10 protein-coding genes are annotated in these 23,073 nt (G+C 37.4%); 5 read left to right on the top strand and 5 right to left on the bottom strand.

Annotation, left to right across the window (positions count from 1 at the left end; genetic code table 11):
• Window position 1: 1 nt before the first annotated feature.
• From HW347_RS01430 to HW347_RS01420, 3 genes are read right to left on the bottom strand one after another with little or no spacing between them, the layout of a single operon-like run.
• The gene (locus HW347_RS01430) at window positions 2–3,262 is read right to left on the bottom strand and encodes a VCBS repeat-containing protein (protein ID WP_317195298.1); all 3,261 of its coding nucleotides are present in this window, start codon (window positions 3,260–3,262) and stop codon (window positions 2–4) included.
• A 45-nt stretch (window positions 3,263–3,307) separates the two neighbouring features.
• Window positions 3,308–6,667: a VCBS repeat-containing protein gene (locus HW347_RS01425; protein ID WP_214610179.1), complete on the bottom strand. Its 3,360-nt coding sequence runs from the start codon at window positions 6,665–6,667 to the stop codon at window positions 3,308–3,310.
• Between the two features lies 1 nt (window position 6,668).
• Window positions 6,669–9,992, bottom strand: coding sequence for a VCBS repeat-containing protein (locus tag HW347_RS01420; RefSeq protein WP_214610178.1), 3,324 nt, complete (start codon window positions 9,990–9,992; stop codon window positions 6,669–6,671).
• 171 nt (window positions 9,993–10,163) lie between these two features.
• Between HW347_RS01420 and HW347_RS01415 the strand changes: the two genes are divergently transcribed.
• Window positions 10,164–11,816 (top strand): solute:sodium symporter family transporter, encoded by a 1,653-nt coding sequence (locus HW347_RS01415; protein ID WP_214610177.1) that lies wholly within the window; start codon window positions 10,164–10,166, stop codon window positions 11,814–11,816.
• Between the two features lie 270 nt (window positions 11,817–12,086).
• Here HW347_RS01415 and HW347_RS01410 read toward each other — a convergent pair whose 3' ends face one another.
• Both HW347_RS01410 and HW347_RS01405 read right to left on the bottom strand, forming a co-directional pair.
• A complete protein-coding gene (locus HW347_RS01410; protein ID WP_214610176.1) occupies window positions 12,087–13,700 on the bottom strand; it encodes a RagB/SusD family nutrient uptake outer membrane protein in 1,614 nt (537 codons plus the stop codon).
• Window positions 13,701–13,717: 17 nt separating this feature from the next.
• The gene (locus HW347_RS01405; protein WP_214610175.1) at window positions 13,718–16,807 is read right to left on the bottom strand and encodes a SusC/RagA family TonB-linked outer membrane protein; all 3,090 of its coding nucleotides are present in this window, start codon (window positions 16,805–16,807) and stop codon (window positions 13,718–13,720) included.
• Window positions 16,808–17,151: 344 nt separating this feature from the next.
• Between HW347_RS01405 and HW347_RS01400 the strand changes: the two genes are divergently transcribed.
• The 4 genes from HW347_RS01400 to HW347_RS01385 are packed head-to-tail and all read left to right on the top strand — an operon-like array spanning window position 17,152 to window position 23,024.
• On the top strand, window positions 17,152–18,183 hold the full coding sequence (locus tag HW347_RS01400; RefSeq protein ID WP_214610174.1) for a LacI family DNA-binding transcriptional regulator: 1,032 nt from the start codon (window positions 17,152–17,154) through the stop codon (window positions 18,181–18,183).
• A gap of 55 nt (window positions 18,184–18,238) precedes the next feature.
• Window positions 18,239–18,895 (top strand): beta-phosphoglucomutase, encoded by a 657-nt coding sequence (gene pgmB / locus HW347_RS01395; RefSeq protein ID WP_214610173.1) that lies wholly within the window; start codon window positions 18,239–18,241, stop codon window positions 18,893–18,895.
• A gap of 43 nt (window positions 18,896–18,938) precedes the next feature.
• Window positions 18,939–21,242 (top strand): glycoside hydrolase family 65 protein, encoded by a 2,304-nt coding sequence (locus HW347_RS01390; RefSeq protein WP_214610172.1) that lies wholly within the window; start codon window positions 18,939–18,941, stop codon window positions 21,240–21,242.
• Window positions 21,243–21,245: 3 nt separating this feature from the next.
• Window positions 21,246–23,024, top strand: a complete 1,779-nt coding sequence (locus tag HW347_RS01385; RefSeq protein WP_214610171.1) for an alpha-amylase family glycosyl hydrolase — start codon at window positions 21,246–21,248, stop codon at window positions 23,022–23,024.
• Window positions 23,025–23,073 lie beyond the last annotated feature (49 nt).

Here is a 23,073-nt window from a genome sequence, read left to right as displayed (position 1 = left end):
TTTATTTTCTATTCAGTCGGTAGACTTGTGTACTGGCATTGTTTAAAGTTACCAAGAGGTACTTTTCTCCTTTTAGATCCAAAATATTTAAATGTCTAACTGACTTTTGGCTTAGGTCTAGACCTATTTGAGCGCTTAAAATTACATTATTTTCACCTTTAATCAAGGCCCCTCCAAAAGAATCGAACCTCCCGTGATAAGGTTTAACACCAAAATAGTTTCCGGCTGCCAAAACTTCTTCTTTTCCATCGCTATCAAAATCGTATGAGAGCATGGTCATAATAGGCGAAACCTGTAGTTTGTTGTGAAAAGATACAAAATTGTAACTCCCATTTTCATTTTTTAAATACCCTGAACGTAGTTCCTGAACTTTTAGGATTTCAGCTTTTTCTAAGACATCCTTATCAAGAATTTGTTCTATTGAAGAACCAGCGAAGGAAGCGTAGGTGTTGAATTTCTTTTTAAGAAAAACCAGTTGAGATGTAAGTCCGTCTAAGCCTTCTATTGGATAGTATTTGCCTTCTTTCTCAATAGTAGTTATAGTTTCTGTCTGTCTGTTTTCATCAAAATCGCCGTAGTACATTTTCATAGGATGCTCCGCAGATGCTTTAAACTTGGTGTTGGTGCCCCAATTACCAAGCAGGTAATCTGTATCTCCATCATGATCTATATCAAAAGGAACGATGCTTTGCCAGAGTCCATTTAGGTCTTTCTGAACAACATCAACTTTGCTAAGTTGGCCATTAGTATTCTTGAAAAAAGTAGGTGACATCCATTCGCCAATAACAATTAGGTCTTTTGTGCCGTCGCTATCGAAATCATGCCAAATAGCATCGGTAACCATACCAAGGTCAATAAGTGCATCTTCGTTTTTATTTGAAAAGGTGCCATTGTCATTTGTAAGTAATACAGACTGCGGCATTTTTCCGAAATCATTTGAAATAGACTGACCACCAATGAACAAATCTAGGTCTCCATCTTCATCAAAATCAAAGGGAGCTATAACGGAAGTATTTTGAAAGCTCTCTGGTAAACTAGCAGTATCAAATTCGCTATTTTTTTGAATATAATAGGAATCTAGTAAGGCTGTCATTTTGTTGTAAAAGTCACCTCCGCCTGCGCCAATTATTAAGTCATTCTTTCCATCCGAATTAAAATCTGAAATTACTGCTGCCACATCCTCTTTGATAGAATCTTTAGCTATTTGAGGGATATGAAAAGGTGCGAATGCAGAATCATTTTGCACATAGATTTGTGAAGGAATGTATTTTGACCCTCCAAAGAAAATGTCATCCTTGCCGTCGTCATTTAAATCGCCAATGGCCGTGGCAGGTCCGCGGTCTGATATCTGATAAGGAATAAGTTTTTGACGATTGAAATCTGTGTAATTGTCCTCAATATGACTAAAGTTGATTCCTAAATTATTTTCAGTCTTTTCAAATATTGGTTTTTGATAGGGCAGCAAACTAGTATAGTCAAAATTTGCTGTATTCTCTGGCTTTACAATCACCGTTTGGTTAGTAGCGACATCTCTAAGTGTCTGATAAGAGCCATCGGGCCAAACCACTTTTATGGAGTCTACTTGAGTTATTTCTCCATATCCAAAATGAATCATTGGTTCCGAAGAAGCCTGAAAACCTCTAACCGTATACAGTTCTTTATATTGTAATTTGCCTTTTGCATAGGAGAAGGCCTTGGTTCCTAAGCCAAATGTGTTTTTGTCTTTGTATTGAATTTTTAATTTGAGATAGTTTGATTTACTATTTGTTTTGTTGATGTATAGCGCTGCCGTACCATTAAGGTTGTTAGTAACTAGGTCCAAGTCGCCATCATTATCAAGGTCGCCCATGGCCGTAGCTCCAGAAACCAAGGTGTCTTTTGATATCCATTGGCCAGATTCGTCTTTGAACATCAAATCTTCCGAACCTTTAAAAACATAATTATGGATATTTCCGGTAGGCATTTTGTCCAAAGCTTGCTGATCCATAAGCTTGGTGTTGTTCATCTTATTCTGAATCTGCTCACTACTCACAAAATTGATAAAATCAAGGTCGTTTGGCCTTTTAGGTATGCCGTTAGAGATAAATAGGTCTTGCTCACCATCTTGGTCATAATCGCCAAAAAGAGCGCTCCAGCTCCAATCTGTAGCAGCTACACCGCTCATAAATGCTGTTTCTAGATAAGTGCTGTTTTGCTGATTAATGTTCAGCATGTTTCTAGTAAACTGATATCCGTAGCCATACCGTTCTGTGCGTAATCTTTGGGTTTGCACATTATCATCCCCTTCAGACGATTTTAGTACGTTTTCATCCTGCGGTAGCATATCTAAAGAAATCAAATCTGGCCAACCGTCATGGTTAATGTCCGCAACATCATTACCCATAGAAAAGCGGGAAGTATGCCCAAAAAATTGCTTTGAACTCTCGGTGAAAGTACCGTCGCCATTGTTTAGATAATAATAATCATCTTCATGAAAATCATTGCCTACGTAAATATCAGGATAGCCATCTTGGTTAAAATCGGAAACTGCCAATCCTAATCCGTATCCGTTTACGCCACCATATATGCCAGCGGCTTCACTTACATCAGTAAACTTGTCTCCATCGTTACGAAGTAGTTTGTCTCCTGTTTGATAGTTACGTTTCAGGCGTAAATCTGCTTTACCAAAAGATTCTTGGGTATGTACGGCATGGTTCAGGAGGTACATGTCTAGATCCCCATCCATATCAAAATCCAGAAAGGCCGCATTAGAACTGTAGGAATCGAAGTCAAGTCCGTATTTGGCGGCACTTTCGGTAAAAGAGCCATCTCCATTATTTAAAAACAGTTCGTTATAACCGTTAAAACCATTAATGCCCACCACGGCACAAACATAGATATCCAAAAGCCCGTCTCCGTTTATGTCACCCATTACTGAGCCGGTGTTCCATGTGCTGTTACCTTCAATACCCGCAGTTTTACTAATATCTTCGAATTGAAGATTGCCTTTGTTGCGGTACAGTTTGTTCTTCACTTGATTACCTGAAAAGAAAATATCAGGTAGCCCGTCGTTATCTATATCTCCAATAGCCACACCACCGCCATTATAGAAATAGAGGTAGTCTAAAATATTTAGGTCGTTGGTTTCAGTAAGGGTATTCTTAAACGTGATACCTGTTTCTGAAGCAGGAGGATTGCTAAAAAGTGAGCCTTGTTGATCACCGCAAGCGGTAACGATTAGGAGCGCAAGGCATAAACAAATATTAGTGTAATTAAAATGCACAGGTAGTATATTTTTTCTTTGAAGTTGTTGCTTTTGAAATGGTATTTAGTCTAGTGCATAAATTTTTGGTATGCTATTATTTATGGCTGCAATAAGATAGATTTTGCCATTCTTGTCTTTAAATTGTTTCAGGTGTTTAACCTCATTTTTAATAAAAAATCCACTAGTATTATAATCTTGCCATTTAAAGTTGAGGTTTCCGTCACCTAAAAGAACATTTCCATAGCTACCATCCAAACGTGAGTATTGAGGCTTAAATTCAAAATTGTTCCCAGCCATAATTAAATCTAGGTTGCCATCTTTATTGACGTCTGCGCAACTAATACCACAAATGCAAGAAAGTTGAACGCGAGTAGGTAATTTTTTAATAGTGAATTTGCCGCCACCTTCATTTATGGCAATTACGGATGACATTGTATTGGCTACCTTAACTATACTACGATCAAATATTTCTTTAGGGAAGAGTTCGTTTATTGTCTTTTTAGCGTACTCGGAAGCTTTTAAACTTTGCTTCTTTAACGATACAATTTGCCCGGTCAATTCTTTTTTCTGATGTATGGGATAATCCTTTCCGTCAAACCCACGCGTAGTGATTTGTTCCAAGGTGCCATTGTTATCATAATCATTGATCCATAATTTCATAGGATGTTCTTCATCTGCTTCATAAGGTACATTTGTGCCTTGGTTACCCAATACCAAATCCATATCGCCATCATTATCTAAATCCACAGCTTCTACCGTATTCCACCAGCCATATAGGCTGTCAAGAGTAGTTGGTAGTCTGCCTAATCGTTTACCAAAATTTTTATAGATATTAGGTCGTCCCCATTCAGATACCGTGAGTAAGTCCTTTTTATTATCACCATCTATATCGGCCCAAATGGCATCAGTAATCATGCCTGCATCTTTAAGGTCGTATGCCAACCTTTCGGTAGCATTTATAAACTTACCGTTTCCTTGATTTTCTAAAAATAAGTGGTCAGGGTCAACACCGTAAGTACCCACAACACTTCTAGAACCCACAAATAGATCAATGTCTCCATCCTGATCAAAATCGCAAGGTGAAATAACCGAAATATTTTTAAAGGCGGAAGGCAGCTCTTCTTCAGATTTACTGAAATTACCTTTACCATCATTAAGATACAATCGCGGTTTATAAGTGTTTTCTTGGTTGATTCGATTACCGCCAGTACCAACAACTAAATCTTGGTCGCCATCACCATCTGCATCAAAAAATGCCGCTGCGGTATCTTCAAAGTCGATATCAAAGTTTAGTGGTTTTTTCGTCAGTTTCCCGTTTCCTGAATGAGTATATAATATGCCGGCTTGGCCATCTGCCCCTCCAAGGAAGATATCTTCATTGCCATCACCATTTATATCACCCACTGCTAAGGCTGGGCCTTCTTGTGATATGAGTTTAGAAATTAACCCCTCGTAATCAAAATCTTGATAGGTGTCTTCTTTATGCGAAGCCAATTTTTGACTAGTAATTTCGGTTAGTAATGTCTTCTTATTCGATTGCTTTTGTGGAACGTATTTTTCTGTGGCATCTGATCTTTTTAAAGTCAAAAGCTGATCAACGGAAACGTTCTCTAATTTCTGTGTATAATCATCAGGCCAAATAACCCGAAGAGAATCTACAGTTGTGGTCTCGCCCAAACCAATATCCATCACATAATCTACGGAAGATTGAAACCCTCGCGAGGGAATCAGTTCTTGCAAAACGATTTGGTCTTTGTAGTACATTTTAATACTGACTCCCACCGCAAATGGGTTCTGACCTTGACCTTCAAATTTTAATTTTATATAATGATTGTCGGTCAATTCATTAGTCTTGTTTTTATAGATGAATGACTGCATGTTTACATTATTCACTACTAAATCTAAATCACCGTCATTATCAAGGTCACCATAAGCCGCGCCGTTAGACAGACTGGGTATTTCAAAACCCCAGTCAACGGCGGCATTATCAAAAGTAATATCACCGTTGTTACGATAGGCATAGTTTGGCTGCGGAGCAATTGGCATTTTATTGATAATAGAATCTATGGATTCTTTTTTACCGGTTAAAGCCATTTTCTGAATGATTTCGTTAGCAAAGAAATCTACGAAATCAAGGTCGGTAAGGTCATGGTTTACACCATTAGTGATATAAATATCGCGTAGCCCGTCATTATCCATATCAAAAAGAAGTCCTGCCCAACTCCAGTCCGTTTTTGCAACACCACTATGAAATGCTATTTCGGAAAAAGAACCATTACCATTATTGAGTTGCAAGGTGTTTTGAATGTATTGCTGATAAAAATCTTTGCTCTGTTTTAACCTGAAAACATTGTAGCCTTCAAACTCCATTACAGATTTTACCCGTTGGTCTCCCTCTGGTAGCATATCAGTAATAAAGATATCTGCATTACCATCATTGTTAATGTCTGCCATATCTATCCCCATTGCAGAGAGTGATAGGTGAGAGGTCCACTCTTTTATCTCTTCTTTAAAAGTGCCATCCTTTTGATTGATGTAGAGGTAATCCCGCTCATAAAAATCGTTGGAAACGTAGATATCCGGCCAAAGATCTCCGTTAATGTCACTTACCATAACGCCAAGCCCAAATCCTATTAGGCTACCATAAATACCTGCCTTTTCGCTTACGTCAGTAAATTTACCGTTGTCATTACGTAAAAGCATATCGCCTACTCCTCTAAAGATATGAGGTACACCTTCCCAGTCTTGAGCACGAACGCTACGTTGTTCCGCATATCCCAAACTACTTACTGGTATGTTACTGTTATTTAAAATATAGGCATCCAGGTCACCATCTTTGTCATAATCAAAAAAGGATGCATGTGTTGAAAAACCCGTTTCCGCAAGATTGAATTCCTTTGCTTTTTCAGTAAAAGTTAGGTCTCCGTTATTTATATAAAGGTCGTTGTCATGGTTGTTGCCTTCCATGTTTCCGGCATTACTGACGTAGATATCTAAAAATCCGTCAGCATTAATATCAGCCATTACTACTCCTGTAGACCACGGCTTGTTACCTACAACACCGGCTTTTTCCGATATATCTTCAAATTTAAAATCACCTTTATTGAGATAAAGTTTGTTTGGGCCCATATTGGCCGAAAGGTAAATGTCTGCCAAGCCATCATTATTAATATCTCCAATGGCTACGCCACCACCGTTGTAAAAGTTACGGTATTTAAAAATGTTGAAATTCTTTTCATTCTTAACAGAATTGATAAAATCAATACCCGTTTCATCTGCAGAAAGCATGCTGAAAAGAGTTTCTTTTTTTGGGGCTACAGGAGTCTCTTCCTTGGTTTCAGAATTGCATGAAACCATAAGGGCCATCATAAAAACAAATGCCCAAACGGAGCCATTAAAAACCTTTTTGGTTATTGATTGCATACTATTCGTTACTTTTTTTTGATAAGAAAATGGGGACATCATTGTTCATTCCAATGACATAGAAATTTTTGTCTTTTACTTTGATTTTGGCAATGTTTCTTGCTGAACCTGGAACATCAAATTTTTGGTTGCTTAACCACTCAAAACCGCCCTCTTTGGTATTGCGTAAAATTAGACCATGTGAAGCATCTAATCTTCCCAATTGTGTGCTGATTTCAGTTGTATTACCTACGATTAAAAGGTCTTTAAATCCATCATTGTCAAAGTCTTCTACTGCAATATCATGAATTGTAGAAGCTTGTGCAATAGTTGGGAGAGGTTTTATAGTAAAATTACCAACTCCATCGTTTTCGTAAAATGAACTTCGCAATTCATAGATCTTTTTTTGGCTAGATTTTGTCAATTTCTCTTTTGAGAACAGTTGAAAAATAGACGCTTTAGCAAAGTCTTTGTACGATAAGAATTGTTTATTCAAATAGGGCAGTTGCTTAGCTAATTCGTCTTTTGAGGCAAACGGAGTTTCTTTATGTTGTTGAAAATGGGTGACAATAGGGTCTATGTCTCCGTTGTTGTCAAAATCGGCACTGTATAGTGTTATGGGTTCAGATATTGATGCGTTGAACTTGCTGTTCAGGCCCCAGTTTCCAGCAACAAAATCAATATCGCCATCATTGTCAAAATCATCTGCAACAATTGTATTCCACCATCCATTTGTATTTTTCAATGTAGGGTTATCTTGAAGTTGTAATGATTTTCCATCATTGTAAAAAATGGTTATAGGCATCCAATGGCCTACTACAATAAGGTCTTGAAAACCATTACTATTCAAATCTTTCCAGACGAAATCTTTTATATTGCCTATTTCTCGGAAAGCTTTCCCAAAAGTTTCGGAAATGTCTTTAAAATTTCCACGGCCATCATTTTCAAATATGTACTGCAATGGGGTCGTTCCAAATTGATGTGGGATTTGATCTGAAGAAATTACGATATCTTCATCACCATCACTATCAAAATCTATAGTGCCAACTTTTGAAGCATTTACAGTAATTGTAACAAACTGCTCTTTCTCTTTTTGTAAAGTACCAGTTTCATTTCGGTAAAAACGAGGTTGCAATGCTTTGCCTGATTTGAATTCATTTCCGCCACTAACAATAATTAAATCTTGATCACCGTCTCCATCCGCATCAAAAAAGACTTGAGAAACATCTTCATTAATTTTATCTTCTTCAAAAAGAGCCGTCTGTTTTGGTATAAAATTTCCTTCTTTTTGCTGAACGAATAAAGCGGAAGCTTGGCCTTTTGCTCCTCCAATTAAAATATCCTCTAAACCATCTGCATTAATATCGGTAATCAAAAGGTCAGGCCCTTCATTAGTATTCGCAAAAGGAACCAAAGGACTTCGGTTAAATTCAAGAGTCGGGCTATCTTTATGGAAAAAACCAAGAATATCTGGAGAGTTATTTAATATTGAAGGAGTAAATTCTTCTGAGTTTTGATAGAAATTACCACTCGCTTTAGAGATATTACAAGTTAGTTTTTGATTGGTATGAACGGTTCGTAAAGTTTGAAATCTTCCACCAGGCCAGATAACTTTTAAGGAATCCAGAACTGAGTCTCTACCAATACCTAAATGTAGTTGTGGAGGTACAGCTGATAAGTAACCCCTGGTTACAAAGTTTTCTGCACTTATATGTGTGTTTTTGCCATAGGCGATGACTTTAGCCCCAATTCCAATAGGATTGTTTTTACTTCCTTTAAAATCGATTTCCAGAAAATGGTTTTTAGTGGCCGAGTTACTAGTATTTTCTAGAACAAAAGCTTCTTGGTCAACGTTATTTACTACAATATCTAAGTCGCCATCGTTGTCAAGGTCCGCATAAATACTGCCGTTGCTATAACTGTTCTGTTGGTCAGACCATTTTTCCGAAACGTTTTCAAAAGTCAAATCACCCTTATTCTTAAAAAAATAATTGGAAACTTTTTTGTTGGGCATCTCAGCTATAAAGGTCATGTCTTCTTTGGTCATGCCTTGTTCAATACGTTTTTGAATATTGTCGTTAGCAATGAAATTTATGAAGTCCATGTCATTGGTAGCGCCTTTAATTCCGTTTGAAACAAAAAGGTCTTTCAATCCGTCATTGTCATAATCTGCCAGAAGTGCTCCCCAAGACCATTCCGTAGCCGAAATACCTGCTAGGTGAGCTATTTCCCCAAAGTTGTTGTTGCCCAGGTTTAGGTGCAGTGTGTTTTGCATGTATTGTGGTGCGTAGCCGTTACGCAAATAGTTTTGATACGTGGGATAAGGGAATTCTAATCCAGATGTTTTGTACGTTTCAAGATTTTCTGGAAGCATATCTAGGGAAACAATATCAGTCAGACCATCGTTATTGATATCTGCCAAATCGTTGCCCATTGAAAAATGGGAAGTATGCCCTAATTTATTTTGATTGGTTGAAATGATATCTTTAAAAGTTCCGTTTTTTTGATTGATGTAGAGGTAGTCATTTTCAAAAAAGTCATTGCCCACATAAATATCTGGGTAGCCATCATTATTAACGTCACTTACTCCTAGTCCAAGACCATACCCAATCTCCCCTTGAAAAATTTTAGCTTCAGTAGAAACGTCAATAAATTTCCCATTTTCATTTTTGTAAAGTCGGTCACCCGATAAGGTATTTACTATCTTTCTTTTATTTCCCTTACCATAGGTTCGGTTAGGGTAGACTGAATGATTAAGAAGAAATAGGTCCAAATCACCATCCAAGTCATAATCAAAAAATGCAGCCTGTGTAGAAAACCCTGAAAAGTCAAGACCGTATTTTTTTGATTCTTCCTTAAAAATGGGGTTTTCATCTTTGTCGTTCCCTTGGTTTACATAAAGTAAATTAGAACCTTTCAGATGCTTATAATTACTTACTTTGCAAATGTATAAATCTAGAAGGCCGTCATTGTTTATGTCTACGTGGGTTACGCCGGTAGTCCAACCTTCAGTATTATTCAAGCCTGATTTTAAACTTGTTTCCTTGAACTTTAAGTCGCCCTTATTTACATAAAAATGGTCTGCACCTTCATTGGCCGTAAAATAAAGATCTGCTAGTCCGTCATTATTAAAATCGGCTGAGGCAACCCCAGCTCCGTTATAGTAGTAGAGGTAGTTAAGAATGTTAAGTTCAGGAGTATTTTTAAGAGAATTTTTAAAGGATATTCCCGTGTCTGAGGCTTCAATTTTTTTAAATAAGGTAGGGGTTTCCTGCTTTTCTTCTGAGCAGGAATTCATTAAAAAGGACAGCGCCCAAACCCAAATAAAACCCAGTACTTTTTTCATGGTCAAAATCACCTGCAAGATAACCAAAGCTCAGAGGTATAGAAAATTACAGGGCTGTGAAATTTCACCTTATTTTGTTGTCATATGTGATATCGAATATATTGTCAGTAAATCCTTAAGTTTTTCGCAAATAATCCAATATATTTAGCCGAAATATCAAACCAACACATAATGATAGGAATTTTGTCTTTTGTAGGCTTTACCGCTCTGGTGGCCATAATATCTTATTTTGCAACGCGATCAACAGATGAAAGTTCTTCTGATGGATATTTTTTAGGAGGAAGAAGCCTTACTGCAGGGGTAATTGCGGGATCTTTATTATTGACAAACCTCTCTACGGAACAGATTGTTGGTCTTAACGGACAATCATATACAGAAGGTATTGTGGTGATGGCCTGGGAAACACTTGCTGCTATCGCTATGGTGGTTACCGCTATTTTCTTGCTGCCTAGGTATTTAAAAGGAGGTATCACAACGGTTCCTCAGTTCCTTAAGGATAGGTATGATGTTACAACAAAAACCCTTACCTCTGTCTTGTTCCTAACAGGTTATGTAGTGGTGTTGTTACCAACTATTCTTTATTCTGGAGCGCTTGCAATCAGTACCATGTTTGATTTGTCCACTATGTTAGGTGTTTCTGATAGTACGGCTTTAAACATGAGTATTTGGGGTATTGGAATCATTGGTTCTATATATGCCGTATTCGGTGGATTGAAGGCTGTTGCTGTTTCTGATACTATAAATGCTGTTGGGCTTCTGATAGGTGGACTTTTGATACCTATTTTTGGACTTATGGCCATTGGTGATGGAAGTGTTTTTGGAGGACTAGATGTTCTTTATCAAGCTAACCCTGATAAGTTCGATTCTACTGGTGAGATTACCAACAGTGTCCCATTTTCTACCCTGTTTACAGGTATGATGTTAATCAATTTGTTTTACTGGGGCACCAACCAACAAATTATACAAAGAGCATTGGGAGCTAAGAACTTGGCAGAAGGTCAGAAAGGATTGTTACTAGCTTCTTTTATTAAGATTTTAGGGCCGTTAATTGTGGTTCTGCCTGGTATTATTGCTTTTCATTATTTTCAAGGAGGATTAGAAATGCCTGATCAGGCGTATCCTGCTTTGGTAAATGCCGTATTGCCTAAATATTTGGTCGGCTTTTTTGTAGCCGTACTTTTTGGAGCAATTTTAAGTTCTTTTAATAGTGTATTGAACAGTTCTGTTACATTGTTTGGCTTGGATGTTTACAAGCAGCATATAAACCCAGAAGCTACAGAGCAAACGGTAGTGAAGTATGGTAAGATTTTTGGTATTGTTTTAGCAGTTGGGGCTATGCTTATTGCTCCATTAATATCTAATGCAGGTAGCCTTTTTGCTTATTTGCAGGAGTTAAACGGTATTTATACCATTCCTATATTTACCATAATTGTAGTAGGATATCTTACTAAGCGTGTTCCTGCAATTGCCGCTAAAATCGGGATTATAGCCGGTGTTGTACTGTACTGTTTCAGTCAGTTTTATTTACAGCCTTTGTTTGTTAATGGTGCATTAGAAGAAGCTGCCGCGGCAGGTTTAACTGATCCTGAAGCATTGGCATTAGTGAAAGCAGAAGCATATCCACACTTTATACATGTAATGGCAATCCTATTCGTGGTCAACGCATCCATTATGCTTATTATAGGTAAAATAAGACCGAACGAAGAACCATTTGAACTTGAGTATACAAAACAAGTATCTATAGAGCCTTATAAGTACGTGAAGCAAGTAGGTATTGTTATCTGTTTTATAGTTATTGCGCTGTATGTATACTTTGCTAAGTAGACTTAAACTCACTAGTATATAAAAGCTCCGTCTGACTAATCATCAGACGGGGCTTTCTTTTTGTTATCACGTTGCTTCAAAACTAATAGCTTGTGAAATAGATGCGATAGATTAGGTATCTACTCTAGAAAGGAAAAGTAGTATGTTCTTATGAGCACATTATAGTCTCGTTACCTATGCATTCGACTAAAACAAGCACTCATACTGCTTAAAAAAAAACAGCCCTAACAAATTAATGTCAGGGCTGTTTTAAACACTTAAATTTAATTTCTAGTAACCTGGGTTCTGAACTAGGTTAGGGTTCAAAATGATTTGTGTTGCAGGTATAGGAAATAATTGTTTGTTGGTGTCACCTATAGCAGAAGGATCTTTGAATTCCCAATCTTTAGTATATTGACCAAATCTAATCATATCATTTCTTCTCCAAAATTCAGCATACAGTTCTCTACCTCTTTCGTCCAATAAATCTTGCTCGGTAACTGTAGCCAATGGCTCGGCACCTCTCAAAACTCTAAGTTCATTTACTAAAGTTGTTGGGTCTCCACCACTACGCATGATAGCTTCTGCTTTCATTAAATGCGCATCAGAATATCTGAAGAATATTTCATGTTCAGCAAATTCACCATATTGTGGATGATACTTTATCACACGGATACCAGTTACTTCACTATTTTCAACTAAACTTTTTTCGCCGTTAGTTGCATTAGTAAAATCTCTCGTAAAGTTCAAAGGAGATGTGCCTCTGTCCGTAAGTTCGTCTCCATTAGGAGCAAACTGTTGTCCTATTAAGAAGCCAAAACCAATATTAGATCCATCAGCTAGACCGTCTGCATCTTTATCGGTAGTTCCATCAATTCCCGCAGGTTTTCCAGCTGAAGGAACATAGCCTCTTCTTTCTTCTTGGTCACCACCTTCTACGTTAGAATTCGCGTCACCTTCAAATATGTCATAAAATTCAGCTAAAGTACTAAAGCCATTCCATCCACCGGCTTGATCTGGTGTTGTAAGGTTGTAGTGAAGACCGTTCCAGATTCTATTACCAACAGAGGTCTTTACCCAAAAAATAGTTTCTTGGTCTGTGTCTGCCTTAAATATGTCAAAATATCCAGCGACTAATCCAAAACCATCACCGTTAATTTCATCCACTAAAGAAACTACTCTATTCATGTCTGCAGCGTCAGCTGTTCCGGATCCATTGAATATATGCTTGTTTAGCATAACTTTTGCTAATAAGTATCTGGCGGCTGATTTAGAAGCTGCTACTGTTTCACCATCTGGTGCAGTTGCTGGTAGTAATGAAATAGCAGTCTCTAGGTCTGCTACTATAAAATCAACGGCTTCGCTACCTGTTAGAACAGCAGGGTCCTCTAATGGATCTGCATTTGTATCTCTGAAAGGTACTTGACCATAATTGTCCAAAATAACATACATGCCTAATGCTCTAAGAAAAGAAGCATCTCCTTTTGAGGCTTCAGATGAAGCTGATCTAGAATCAAGCACTTCACTAGCAGTAAGTTGCAATTCGTTCCATTGGTTCCAAACGGTTGTAATGTACTGATGGTCTGGTGTCCAGGTATGTTGGTGTAATTGTCTCCATATTCCGTTATCTCCCCAGTCAGAACCTCTAGTAGGAACTAACAGTTCGTCCGTGGTCACTTCGCTCAAAGCAAATAAGTTAGCTTGGTCACCAATGTATCCATTAATCTGGTTGTACATAGCAGTAACAGAACTTGCAGCTTCTTCCGCGGTTTGTATTCCCTCAAAATTGGTAACCAATAAAGAGTCCGTTTCTTCAACCTCAAGGTCGCTACATGAGGATAATACTGATAGGGCCAAGGCCGGAAGTATCAGAATCTTCGATGTGTTTTTTATATATTTAATCATTGCTCTTTTTTTTTAATTTAGAATCTAGCATTTATTCCTAAGGTGAATGTTCGAGGTCTTGGGAAAGAAGTATAATCTATACCCTGACTCGGTATTCCTCCTGTAAAATCCCCATCTGAAGAAGTTGATGATGAAACTTCTGGGTCTAAGCCACTATAATCAGTAATCAAAAATAAGTTTTGACCGGTAAGTGACAATCTTAGGCTGTTTAGAGCTCCTTTTCCACTTAGTGGCACATTGTATCCAATACTTGCATTTTGCATACGAACGAAATCACCTTTCTCCAAGTATAGTGTAGAAACTTCTGATGATTGAAGCTCAAGAGCTTCTGGAGTTACATTTCTAGAAGTTTGAAAAGCTGCAGAATTCAAGAATGCATTTGCTGTATTATTATATACAGAGAATCCAAATTGTCCTGTAAAAAATGCTGATACATCCCAGTTTTTGACTGTCAGGTTTAGTGCTAAACCTGTAGTAATATCTGGTACTGCATCTTCACCTACAAAATCTTTATCATCAGCATTGAAATTTGGATTACCGTCTGCATCTTCAGAATAAGTAGCCATGTAATATGAGAAAAGCGATCTTCCTTCACCAAGACGTTGTGCAAATGCACCTGTAAGTCCAGGACCGTTCAATACACCAAAATCTGCAGTGGCTCCTTTTAAACCTTCTACGGTATTATCATTGTAAGCTATATTGAAAGATGTAGAAAAGGTAACGTCATCAGATTGAATGAAATCATAGTTCAATCCAAGCTCAATACCTTGGTTTATTAAAGTGCCGTCTTCTAAGTTTGTAAATTTAAAAGGGTCAAAAGCGGGAGCAGCGGCAGGCTGTCTGAATAATAAATCCTTGGTCTCTCTTCTATATAAATCTATTGATCCATTAAAACGGTCATCTCCAAATCCAAAATCTATACCAAAGTTATAATCTGTAGTAGACTCCCATTTTAGGTTAGAATTTTGTACAGCAACTGTTTCCGTACCAGGCCGGTTAATACTACCGTCATTATCTATAGTAGGCTTGCTATAACGAACTCTCTTTAAATAGTTGGCATAACCTAAACCTTCTTGGTTACCTGTGGTACCAGCACTCACTCTAAGTTTAAGAGTAGAGAATGCATCTCCAATGAAGTCTTCATCACCTAATTGCCATGCAAATGCACCAGAAGGGAAGTAACCATATTTGTTGTTAGTACCAAATCTTGAAGAACCATCAGCTCTAAGTGTTACAGTAAACAAATATTTGCTGTTCAAAGAGTAGTTGATTCTACCAAAAAATGACTGCAACTCATCAGTATTATCAAAAGCATCACCCCATGCTGAACGGAAAGAGTTTGATCTTGTCCCTAAAGTGCCAGCATCATTGAAAGGGTTTAGCGAGTTTACGAAACTGTCATCGGCATCATACCCGAACTGTTGGTAAGGACTTTTTATAGAATAACGTACGTTGTAAATAGATTCTTTTAGCTCTTGACCTATTCTATCAAGGTTGTTGAGGGATGTTCCCCAGCCCTGAGAGTTGATTCCTTGTCTCTGAAAATCTTGAAAAGTGAAACCTACAATAGCATCTATTGATGAGTTTGCAAACTCTTTTTTGTAATTTAAAGTAGCTTCCAACAATTTGCTCGTAGCTTCTAACGTGTTGAATGCTGCTTGACCATTATCAACAACTCTATCAAAATTCCTTACTCCTGGAGATATCACTGTAATTGCTTGCGCATCTGATCTGTCATAACCAACAGATACCTTTGCGGTAAGTTCTTCTGTAATGTCATATTCAGCCGAAAGATTTGTTAAAAACCTATCCGTATGAGTTTCCGATTGCCAGTTAGCTAAATAGTTTGCTGGATTTACAAGATTTCCATCTATACTAAACGTACTACTTGAAGGCCAAGTCGGGTTTGCTGCATAAGCTGCACCAATTAAGTTTCCACTTGATCCAGAAGCACCACTAATTGGAGGAGCTTCATCATTTACTCTAGAAAGGGTAGATTGAAAATTAATTCTTAATTTATCATCTAAAAATCTTTGAGATAGATTTACCCTTCCTGTAATTCTTTCTTGTGAAGATTTTTGAATTACACCAAATTGCTTTCCATAAGAAAAAGTAGCTCTTACGTTTCCGCTACCGTAGTTATTGCTATAAGCTAAGTTTTGGTTTTGAGAAGCAGTATTTCTAGTAATATAATCTTGCCAATCTGTATTTTGTCCAAAATCTAATCCGTCCGCAATTTCTTGAGATCTTAAGCTAGCTGATTTTGAAATAAATTCAGGTCCATCAAACAAATCATATTCGTCTGCTGGTGAAGAAACACTAAATGTTGAGTTGAATTCCCAGCTTCCTCCTGCACCTGCTTTTCCGGTTTTAGTGGTTACGATAACCACACCATTTGCACCTCTTGACCCATAAATAGCTGTTGCAGAAGCATCTTTTAGTATAGAGATACTTTCAATGTCACTTGGGTTTATAAAGCTTAAAGGATTTTTTGTTGCATTTCCTCCGTTAACTATGTCTCCGCCATCCGGAGTTGTAGACTCGCCTGAAAGAGGTATACCATCTACTACAAATAAAGGATTGTTATTGGAGCGAATTGAATTTGCTCCTCTAATACGAATATTAACACCAGCTCCAGGTTCACCACTTGATTGTGAAATCTGTACCCCGGCACTTTTACCTTGTATTAATTGTTCCGGAGATGATATAACACCGCCATTAAAATCTTCTGCCTTTACTGCGGTAACAGATCCCGTAGCATCCTTAATAGTAGTTGATCCATAACCTATAATAACAACCTCATCCAAAGCTTGAGCGTCTTCTTGTAAGGTTACGTTAACTGTAGATTGACCATTAACCGGTACTTCTTGCGAAGCAAAGCCAATGTAACTGAATATTAATGTGGCATCTTCTGGTACTCCGCTTATTGCGTAGTTTCCGTCAAAATCCGTTTGTGCTCCTGTAGTTGTGCCTTTAATTACAACACTTGCTCCCGGCAAGGGGCCGCTGGCGTCGGAAACGGTTCCCGATACATCCTGAGCCTGTGCTATGCCAAAGCTTAGAAAAGCCGCAACCATAACCAGGTTTTTTAGTAGCATAATCTTCATAAATGAATTGTTTTAAGTTGAGTTAAATTATAATATAATGTTAAATGTATACAAAAACGATGTTAATACCCATCAATTAGCATTAGCAAAAACTACGAAAACGGTTTCGTGTTGATAACTTTCATAAAATTCGATACTATTAAAAAATATATCGAATTAATATTGAATCAATAAAAAATGTGGTTGAAAATGGGGAGACGGTATGTAATTCCAAATATACAGATTTCTTTTTAATTGAAAAACGGTTGAAATCTAGTGATGATTAGTTAAGATTGTTAAAAATTATAGAAGGTTGTCATTTGCCCATATTAAAGTTTAATTTCACTATCCAAAAGTTATAAGATTTGAAACGAAAGATTACTCTAAAACAAATAGCACGAGAATTAGGGGTGTCTATCTCTACGGTTTCAAAATCGTTAAAGGATAGTGATGAGATAAGTACGGACACCAAACAAAAGGTAAAAGCCTTTGCTAAACTTTATAATTACAGGCCTAATAATATAGCACTAAGCCTTAAAAATAGAAGAACTAAAAATATAGGAGTTGTCATTCCAGATATTGTACACCACTTTTTTACTACCGTTTTTAGGGGTATTGAGAAATATGCTAACCAACACGGTTATAATGTAGTAGTGTGTGTGTCTGACGAGTCTTACGAGAAAGAGGTGTTTAATATGGAGCTTCTCGCCAATGGTAGTATTGACGGTTTTATAATGTCTGTTTCTGCGGAAACGCAACAAAAAAATGATTTTAGCCATTTAAAAGAGGTGATGGAACAGGGTTTTCCTTTAGTTCTTTTTGATCGTGTAATTGATGAAATTGAATGTGATAAGGTAATAATGAACGATGAAGAAATTGCCTATCAAGCTACGGCTAAAATGATTGCAGAAGGCCGGAAAAAAATTGCGTTGGTAACTACTGAAAGCTATTTTAACGTTAGTGAAAAGAGGGCGGAAGGTTATAAGCGAGCACTTAAAGAACATGGTGTTGATTATGATGAAAAACTAACCTTGGTACTACCTTTTAAAGGAGTAGAAGAATCATATATAGAGGACTTTGTAGAAAACAAGAATTTTGACGGGGTGCTTTGTGTAAATGAAATTTTTGCAGTTTTGCTTATGGCGACAACTCAAAAGAAGGGGATTAGAGTTCCTGAAGATGTATCGGTGATTGGTTTTACAGATGGGCTCTTGTCGCGTTATTCATCACCGACATTAACTACTGTTGCTCAGCATGGAGAGAAAATGGGCGAAATGGCAGCTGAGATGTTGATAGAAAAACTTGAAAACGAAATTGGGTTTCATGAAGAAGAAGACTATAGGACAGAAATTATTAAAGCAACACTTATAGAAAGAGGTTCTACTATAAATACCTAGTGGAAACGCAGGTTTAAATAATCAACTTTTTTATATTATAATAAGTCGAAATTATATGAGTATATCAGCATTTATATTTGACCTAGACGGTGTTATTGTCGATACCGCAAAATACCATTACTTAGCTTGGAGAAAACTGGCAAATGAGCTTGGTTTTGAATTTACAAAAGAGCAAAACGAACAGTTTAAGGGAGTAAGCCGCAAAAGGTGTCTAGAAATTCTTTTAGATATTGGCGGTATTACAGCAACTCAAAACCAGTTTGATAGATGGATGATTGAAAAAAACGAAGACTATCTAGAATATATAGAAAAGATGGATGAGTCGGAAATTCTTCCGGACGTACCTAAGGTTTTAGATTTTCTAAAGGAAAGGAATATTCCTATTGCTTTAGGTTCGGCTAGTAAAAATGCGAGACCTATTTTAGAAAAAGTACACTTATTGTCTTATTTTGATGCCATTGTAGACGGCAATGATGTAACAAAAGCAAAACCAGACCCAGAAGTCTTTTTAATTGCCGCTAGAAAATTGAAAACAGCACCTGAAAAATGCCTTGTTTTTGAAGATGCAGTAGCGGGAATACAAGCGGCAAACAATGCTAATATGTTGAGTGTTGGCATTGGTCATCCAGATATTCTTTCAGAAGCCAAATATAATTTCAAGGATTTTTCCGAAATGAGTATTGAGTTCCTTACAGACTTAATTGCCGATTAAGTTTAATTTTGTAAACTTTTCCCACCCCTAAATTTTAAGTAAAATGCAAGAGTATATAAAAGCAGACCCTTGGTCAATAATTGAAGAGGGATTTGATAGAGAATTGGTCAAGTCATCTGAAAGTATTTTTAGTATTGGTAACGGGGCCATGGGGCAACGTGCCAATTTTGAAGAACAGTATACAGGTGAAACTTTTCAGGGGAGTTATATTGCTGGAGTTTACTACCCTGATAAAACTCGTGTTGGCTGGTGGAAAAATGGCTATCCGGAGTATTTTGCTAAGGTTTTAAATGCACCTAATTGGATTGGTATTGGCGTTTATATAGATGGTGAGGTTCTAGATTTGAATACTTGTAAAAAAGTAGAAGGATTTAGTCGGGAGCTTAATATGAAAGAAGGATGGTACCAGCGTGTTTTTACAGCTGTTTTACCAAATGACGCAAAAGTTTCTATAAAAGTCACCCGATTTTTATCTCTTGATTTGGATGAAGTAGGGGCAATCAATTATGAGGTTAAGGCCGAGAGCGGTGATGTAGAAATTAAATTCGTTCCTTATCTAGATAGTGGTATAACCAATGAAGATTCTAACTGGGATGATAAGTTCTGGAACACCACTTCCGTTACTTCAGAGGCCAATCAGGCTTTTATTGAGGCGCATACTATGAAAACCAATTTTGAGACCTGCACTTTTATGGAAAGCAGGTTATTTCTTAATGGACAAGCATTAGACAATAAACCAGCAGAACAAACTGCAGAATTCCGTGTTGCACACGAATTTGTACAAACGGTGAAGAAAGGTGAAACTTTGGCGCTTCATAAATTTGGAGGGTATGTGGTTTCTCGGAACCATAAAGCTTCCGCATTGGTAGAAGCTTCTAAAAAGTCGCTAGCTAAAGCTTTCAATTTAGGGTTTGAAGCGTTGTTAGATAAACAAAAACAAGCTTGGGCCAAAATTTGGGAGATGAGTGACATCACTATTGAAGGTGATATAAAAGCTCAGCAAGGAATCCGGTTTAATATTTTTCAGCTAAATCAAACCTATTTGGGTAAAGATTCTCATTTAAATATAGGTCCAAAAGGTTTTACAGGCGAAAAATACGGAGGAAGTACGTATTGGGATACGGAAGCCTATTGTATTCCTTTTTACATGGCTACTAAGGACCAAAATGTTGCTCGTAGTTTATTAAAATATAGATATAATCATCTGGAAAAGGCTATTGAAAATGCTCAGAAATTGGGCTTTTCTAACGGTGCAGCCCTTTACCCAATGGTAACCATGAATGGTGAAGAGTGCCATAATGAATGGGAAATTACATTTGAAGAAATACACCGTAACGGAGCTATAGCTTTCGCAATTTACAACTACTACCGTTTTACGGGAGACTATTCGTATATCCCAGAAATGGGTCTTGAGGTTCTTATTGGTATTGCTCGTTTCTGGCATCAAAGAGCCAATTTTTCTGCCCTTAAAGACAAATATGTGATTTTGGGAGTAACGGGCCCCAATGAATATGAGAACAACGTTAATAATAATTGGTACACGAATTATCTGGCCAAGTGGTGTATTGATTTTACCATAGAGCAGTTACAGAAAGTAGATGACGGATATAATGAAGATTATAATCGCATTATCGGCAAAACTAAACTTACCGATGCAGAGGTAACTCAATGGGCAAAAGTAGCTGATAATATGTACTTCCCTTATTCAGAAGATAAGGGTGTCTTTTTACAGCAAGATGGCTTTTTAGATAAGCAATTGGTTACGGTTAGCGAACTTCCAAAGGCACAAAGGCCTATCAATCAAAAATGGAGTTGGGATCGCATTTTACGTTCGCCATATATTAAGCAGGCAGACGTACTTCAATGTTTCTATTTCTTTGAAGACCATTTTACGAAAGAACAGTTAGAGAAGCATTATGATTTTTATGAGCCTTTTACGGTTCACGAATCATCACTGTCGCCTTGCGTGCATAGTATTCAGGCTGCAAAGCTCAATCGCATGCAACAGGCCTATACCTTTTATCTGAGAACATCTAGATTAGATTTGGATGATTATAACCGTGAAGTTGAAGAAGGTTTGCATATTACTTCTATGGCAGGTACTTGGATGAGTATTGTTGAAGGTTTTGGTGGAATGAGAGTTGTAGATGATAAACTTTCTTTTGAGCCTAAAATACCGGAACAATGGGAAGCGTATTCATTTAAAATAAATTTTAGAGATAGAATTCTTAAGGTAACTGTGAAAAAAGACAGCACGGAGCTTTTATTGAACGGTCAAGAAGATATGTCAATCCGCTTAAAAGGAGAGCGAATTGTTTTGGAACCCAACAAAATTAAAGTCGTTTAAAACATGGGTCAAAATAAAAAGCAGGTCGTATATCATGTGTTTACAAGATTGTTTGGTAATACCAATACAACCAATAAGCCTTGGGGTACTATTGAAGAGAACGGAGTAGGCAAGTTTGCTGATTTCTCTAAGAAAGCCTTACAGGAAATAAAAAACCTAGGTGTTACTCATATCTGGTATACCGGTGTGCCTCATCATGCTGTAATAAATGACTATACGTCATACGGGATTTCTAATGACGATCCAGATGTTGTAAAAGGTAGAGCAGGTTCCCCATATGCTGTAAAGGATTATTATAATGTAAATCCTGATTTAGCCAAGAATCCAGAAAACAGACTGCAAGAATTTAAAAATTTAGTTGGCCGTACGCACAAAGCCGGTCTTAAGTTAATTATCGATATAGTGCCCAATCATGTGGCGCGTAAGTATGAGGGTGGGTCTACACCAGACGGTCAAGAACCTTTTGGAGCTTCTGATGATACATCGGTTGAATACCATCGAGATAACAATTTTTATTACATTCCCAATACTCCTTTTCAAGTGCCTGAATGGAGAGATGGTTACTTACCATTAGGGGGAGAGAATCACGAAGCCTTAGATCATAAATTTTGTGAAAATCCTGCAAAATGGACCGGCAATGGCTCGCGTTTGGCAAAACCTGATTTTAATGATTGGTACGAAACAGTCAAAATTAATTATGGAGTACGACCAGATGGCTCTTATGATTTTGATGTGCTTCCGGATGATTTTGGAGGAAAAGATTATAAAGCTCATTTTGAGTTTTGGCAAGAAAGGTCTGTACCTAATTCTTGGGTGAAGTTTAAAGATATTGCCCTTTATTGGGTAGATATGGGTGTAGACGGATTCCGTTACGATATGGCCGAGCTGGTGCCGGTAGAGTTTTGGAGTTATATGAACTCTAACATCAAAATGAAAAATCCAGAAGCCTTTTTAATGGCTGAGGTTTACAACCCTCATGAATACCGCAATTATATTTTTAGAGGAAAAATGGACTACCTATATGACAAGGTAGAGATGTATGATTCTTTAAAGGATATCATGCAAGGCAATGGCTGGACGGACCATATACCGGTAATAAAAAATGGAACCAAAGATATTGAACATCATCTGTTACATTTTTTAGAGAATCATGATGAGCAGCGTATTGCATCCCCAGATTTTGCTGGTGATGCTAAAAAAGGAAAACCTGCTATGGTAGTTTCGGCAACGATGACCACTGCTCCGGTTATGATTTATTTTGGACAGGAAGTGGGTGAGCCGGCAGTAGAAAAAGCTGGTTTTGGAGGTCCTACCCGTACATCTATTTTTGATTATATAGGTGTGCCACATCATCAACGGTGGTTGAATAATAAGAAATTTGACGGTGGCCAGCTTTCTGAAAACGAAGTAGAACTACGTGATTTTTATCAGCGTTTATTGACTTTTTCGGTCAATAGTGATGCATTAATGGGCGCTTATCAAGACATTCATTTTTATAATAAAGATCATGCGGAATATTACAACCATCATGTGCTTTCTTATGTGCGTTGGTCAGATAATGAGAAACTAATTGTTATCTCTAACTTTGATGCTAACGATTGGTTCGGTTTTGAACTGAAGCTTCCTGAAAACATCGTTCGTGAATGGCAATTGTCTAATGGAGAACATACCATAACCGATGCACTTTACGGGGTTGAGAAAACTTTAAAAGTAGAAAATGGTTTCGCTCAAGTGCGAATCGATATAAATCCACTTGAATCTTTTATTTTCGTCGTAAAATAGTTTGTCATGAGTAAGTTGTCAATTCTGACTGTCTTTTGTGTTTTAGTTT

Origin of the sequence: Zobellia barbeyronii (assembly GCF_018603515.1) — a bacterium.
GTDB classification, from domain to species: Bacteria; Bacteroidota; Bacteroidia; order Flavobacteriales; family Flavobacteriaceae; genus Zobellia; species Zobellia barbeyronii.
This window is presented reverse-complemented; position numbering and strand designations above follow the sequence as displayed.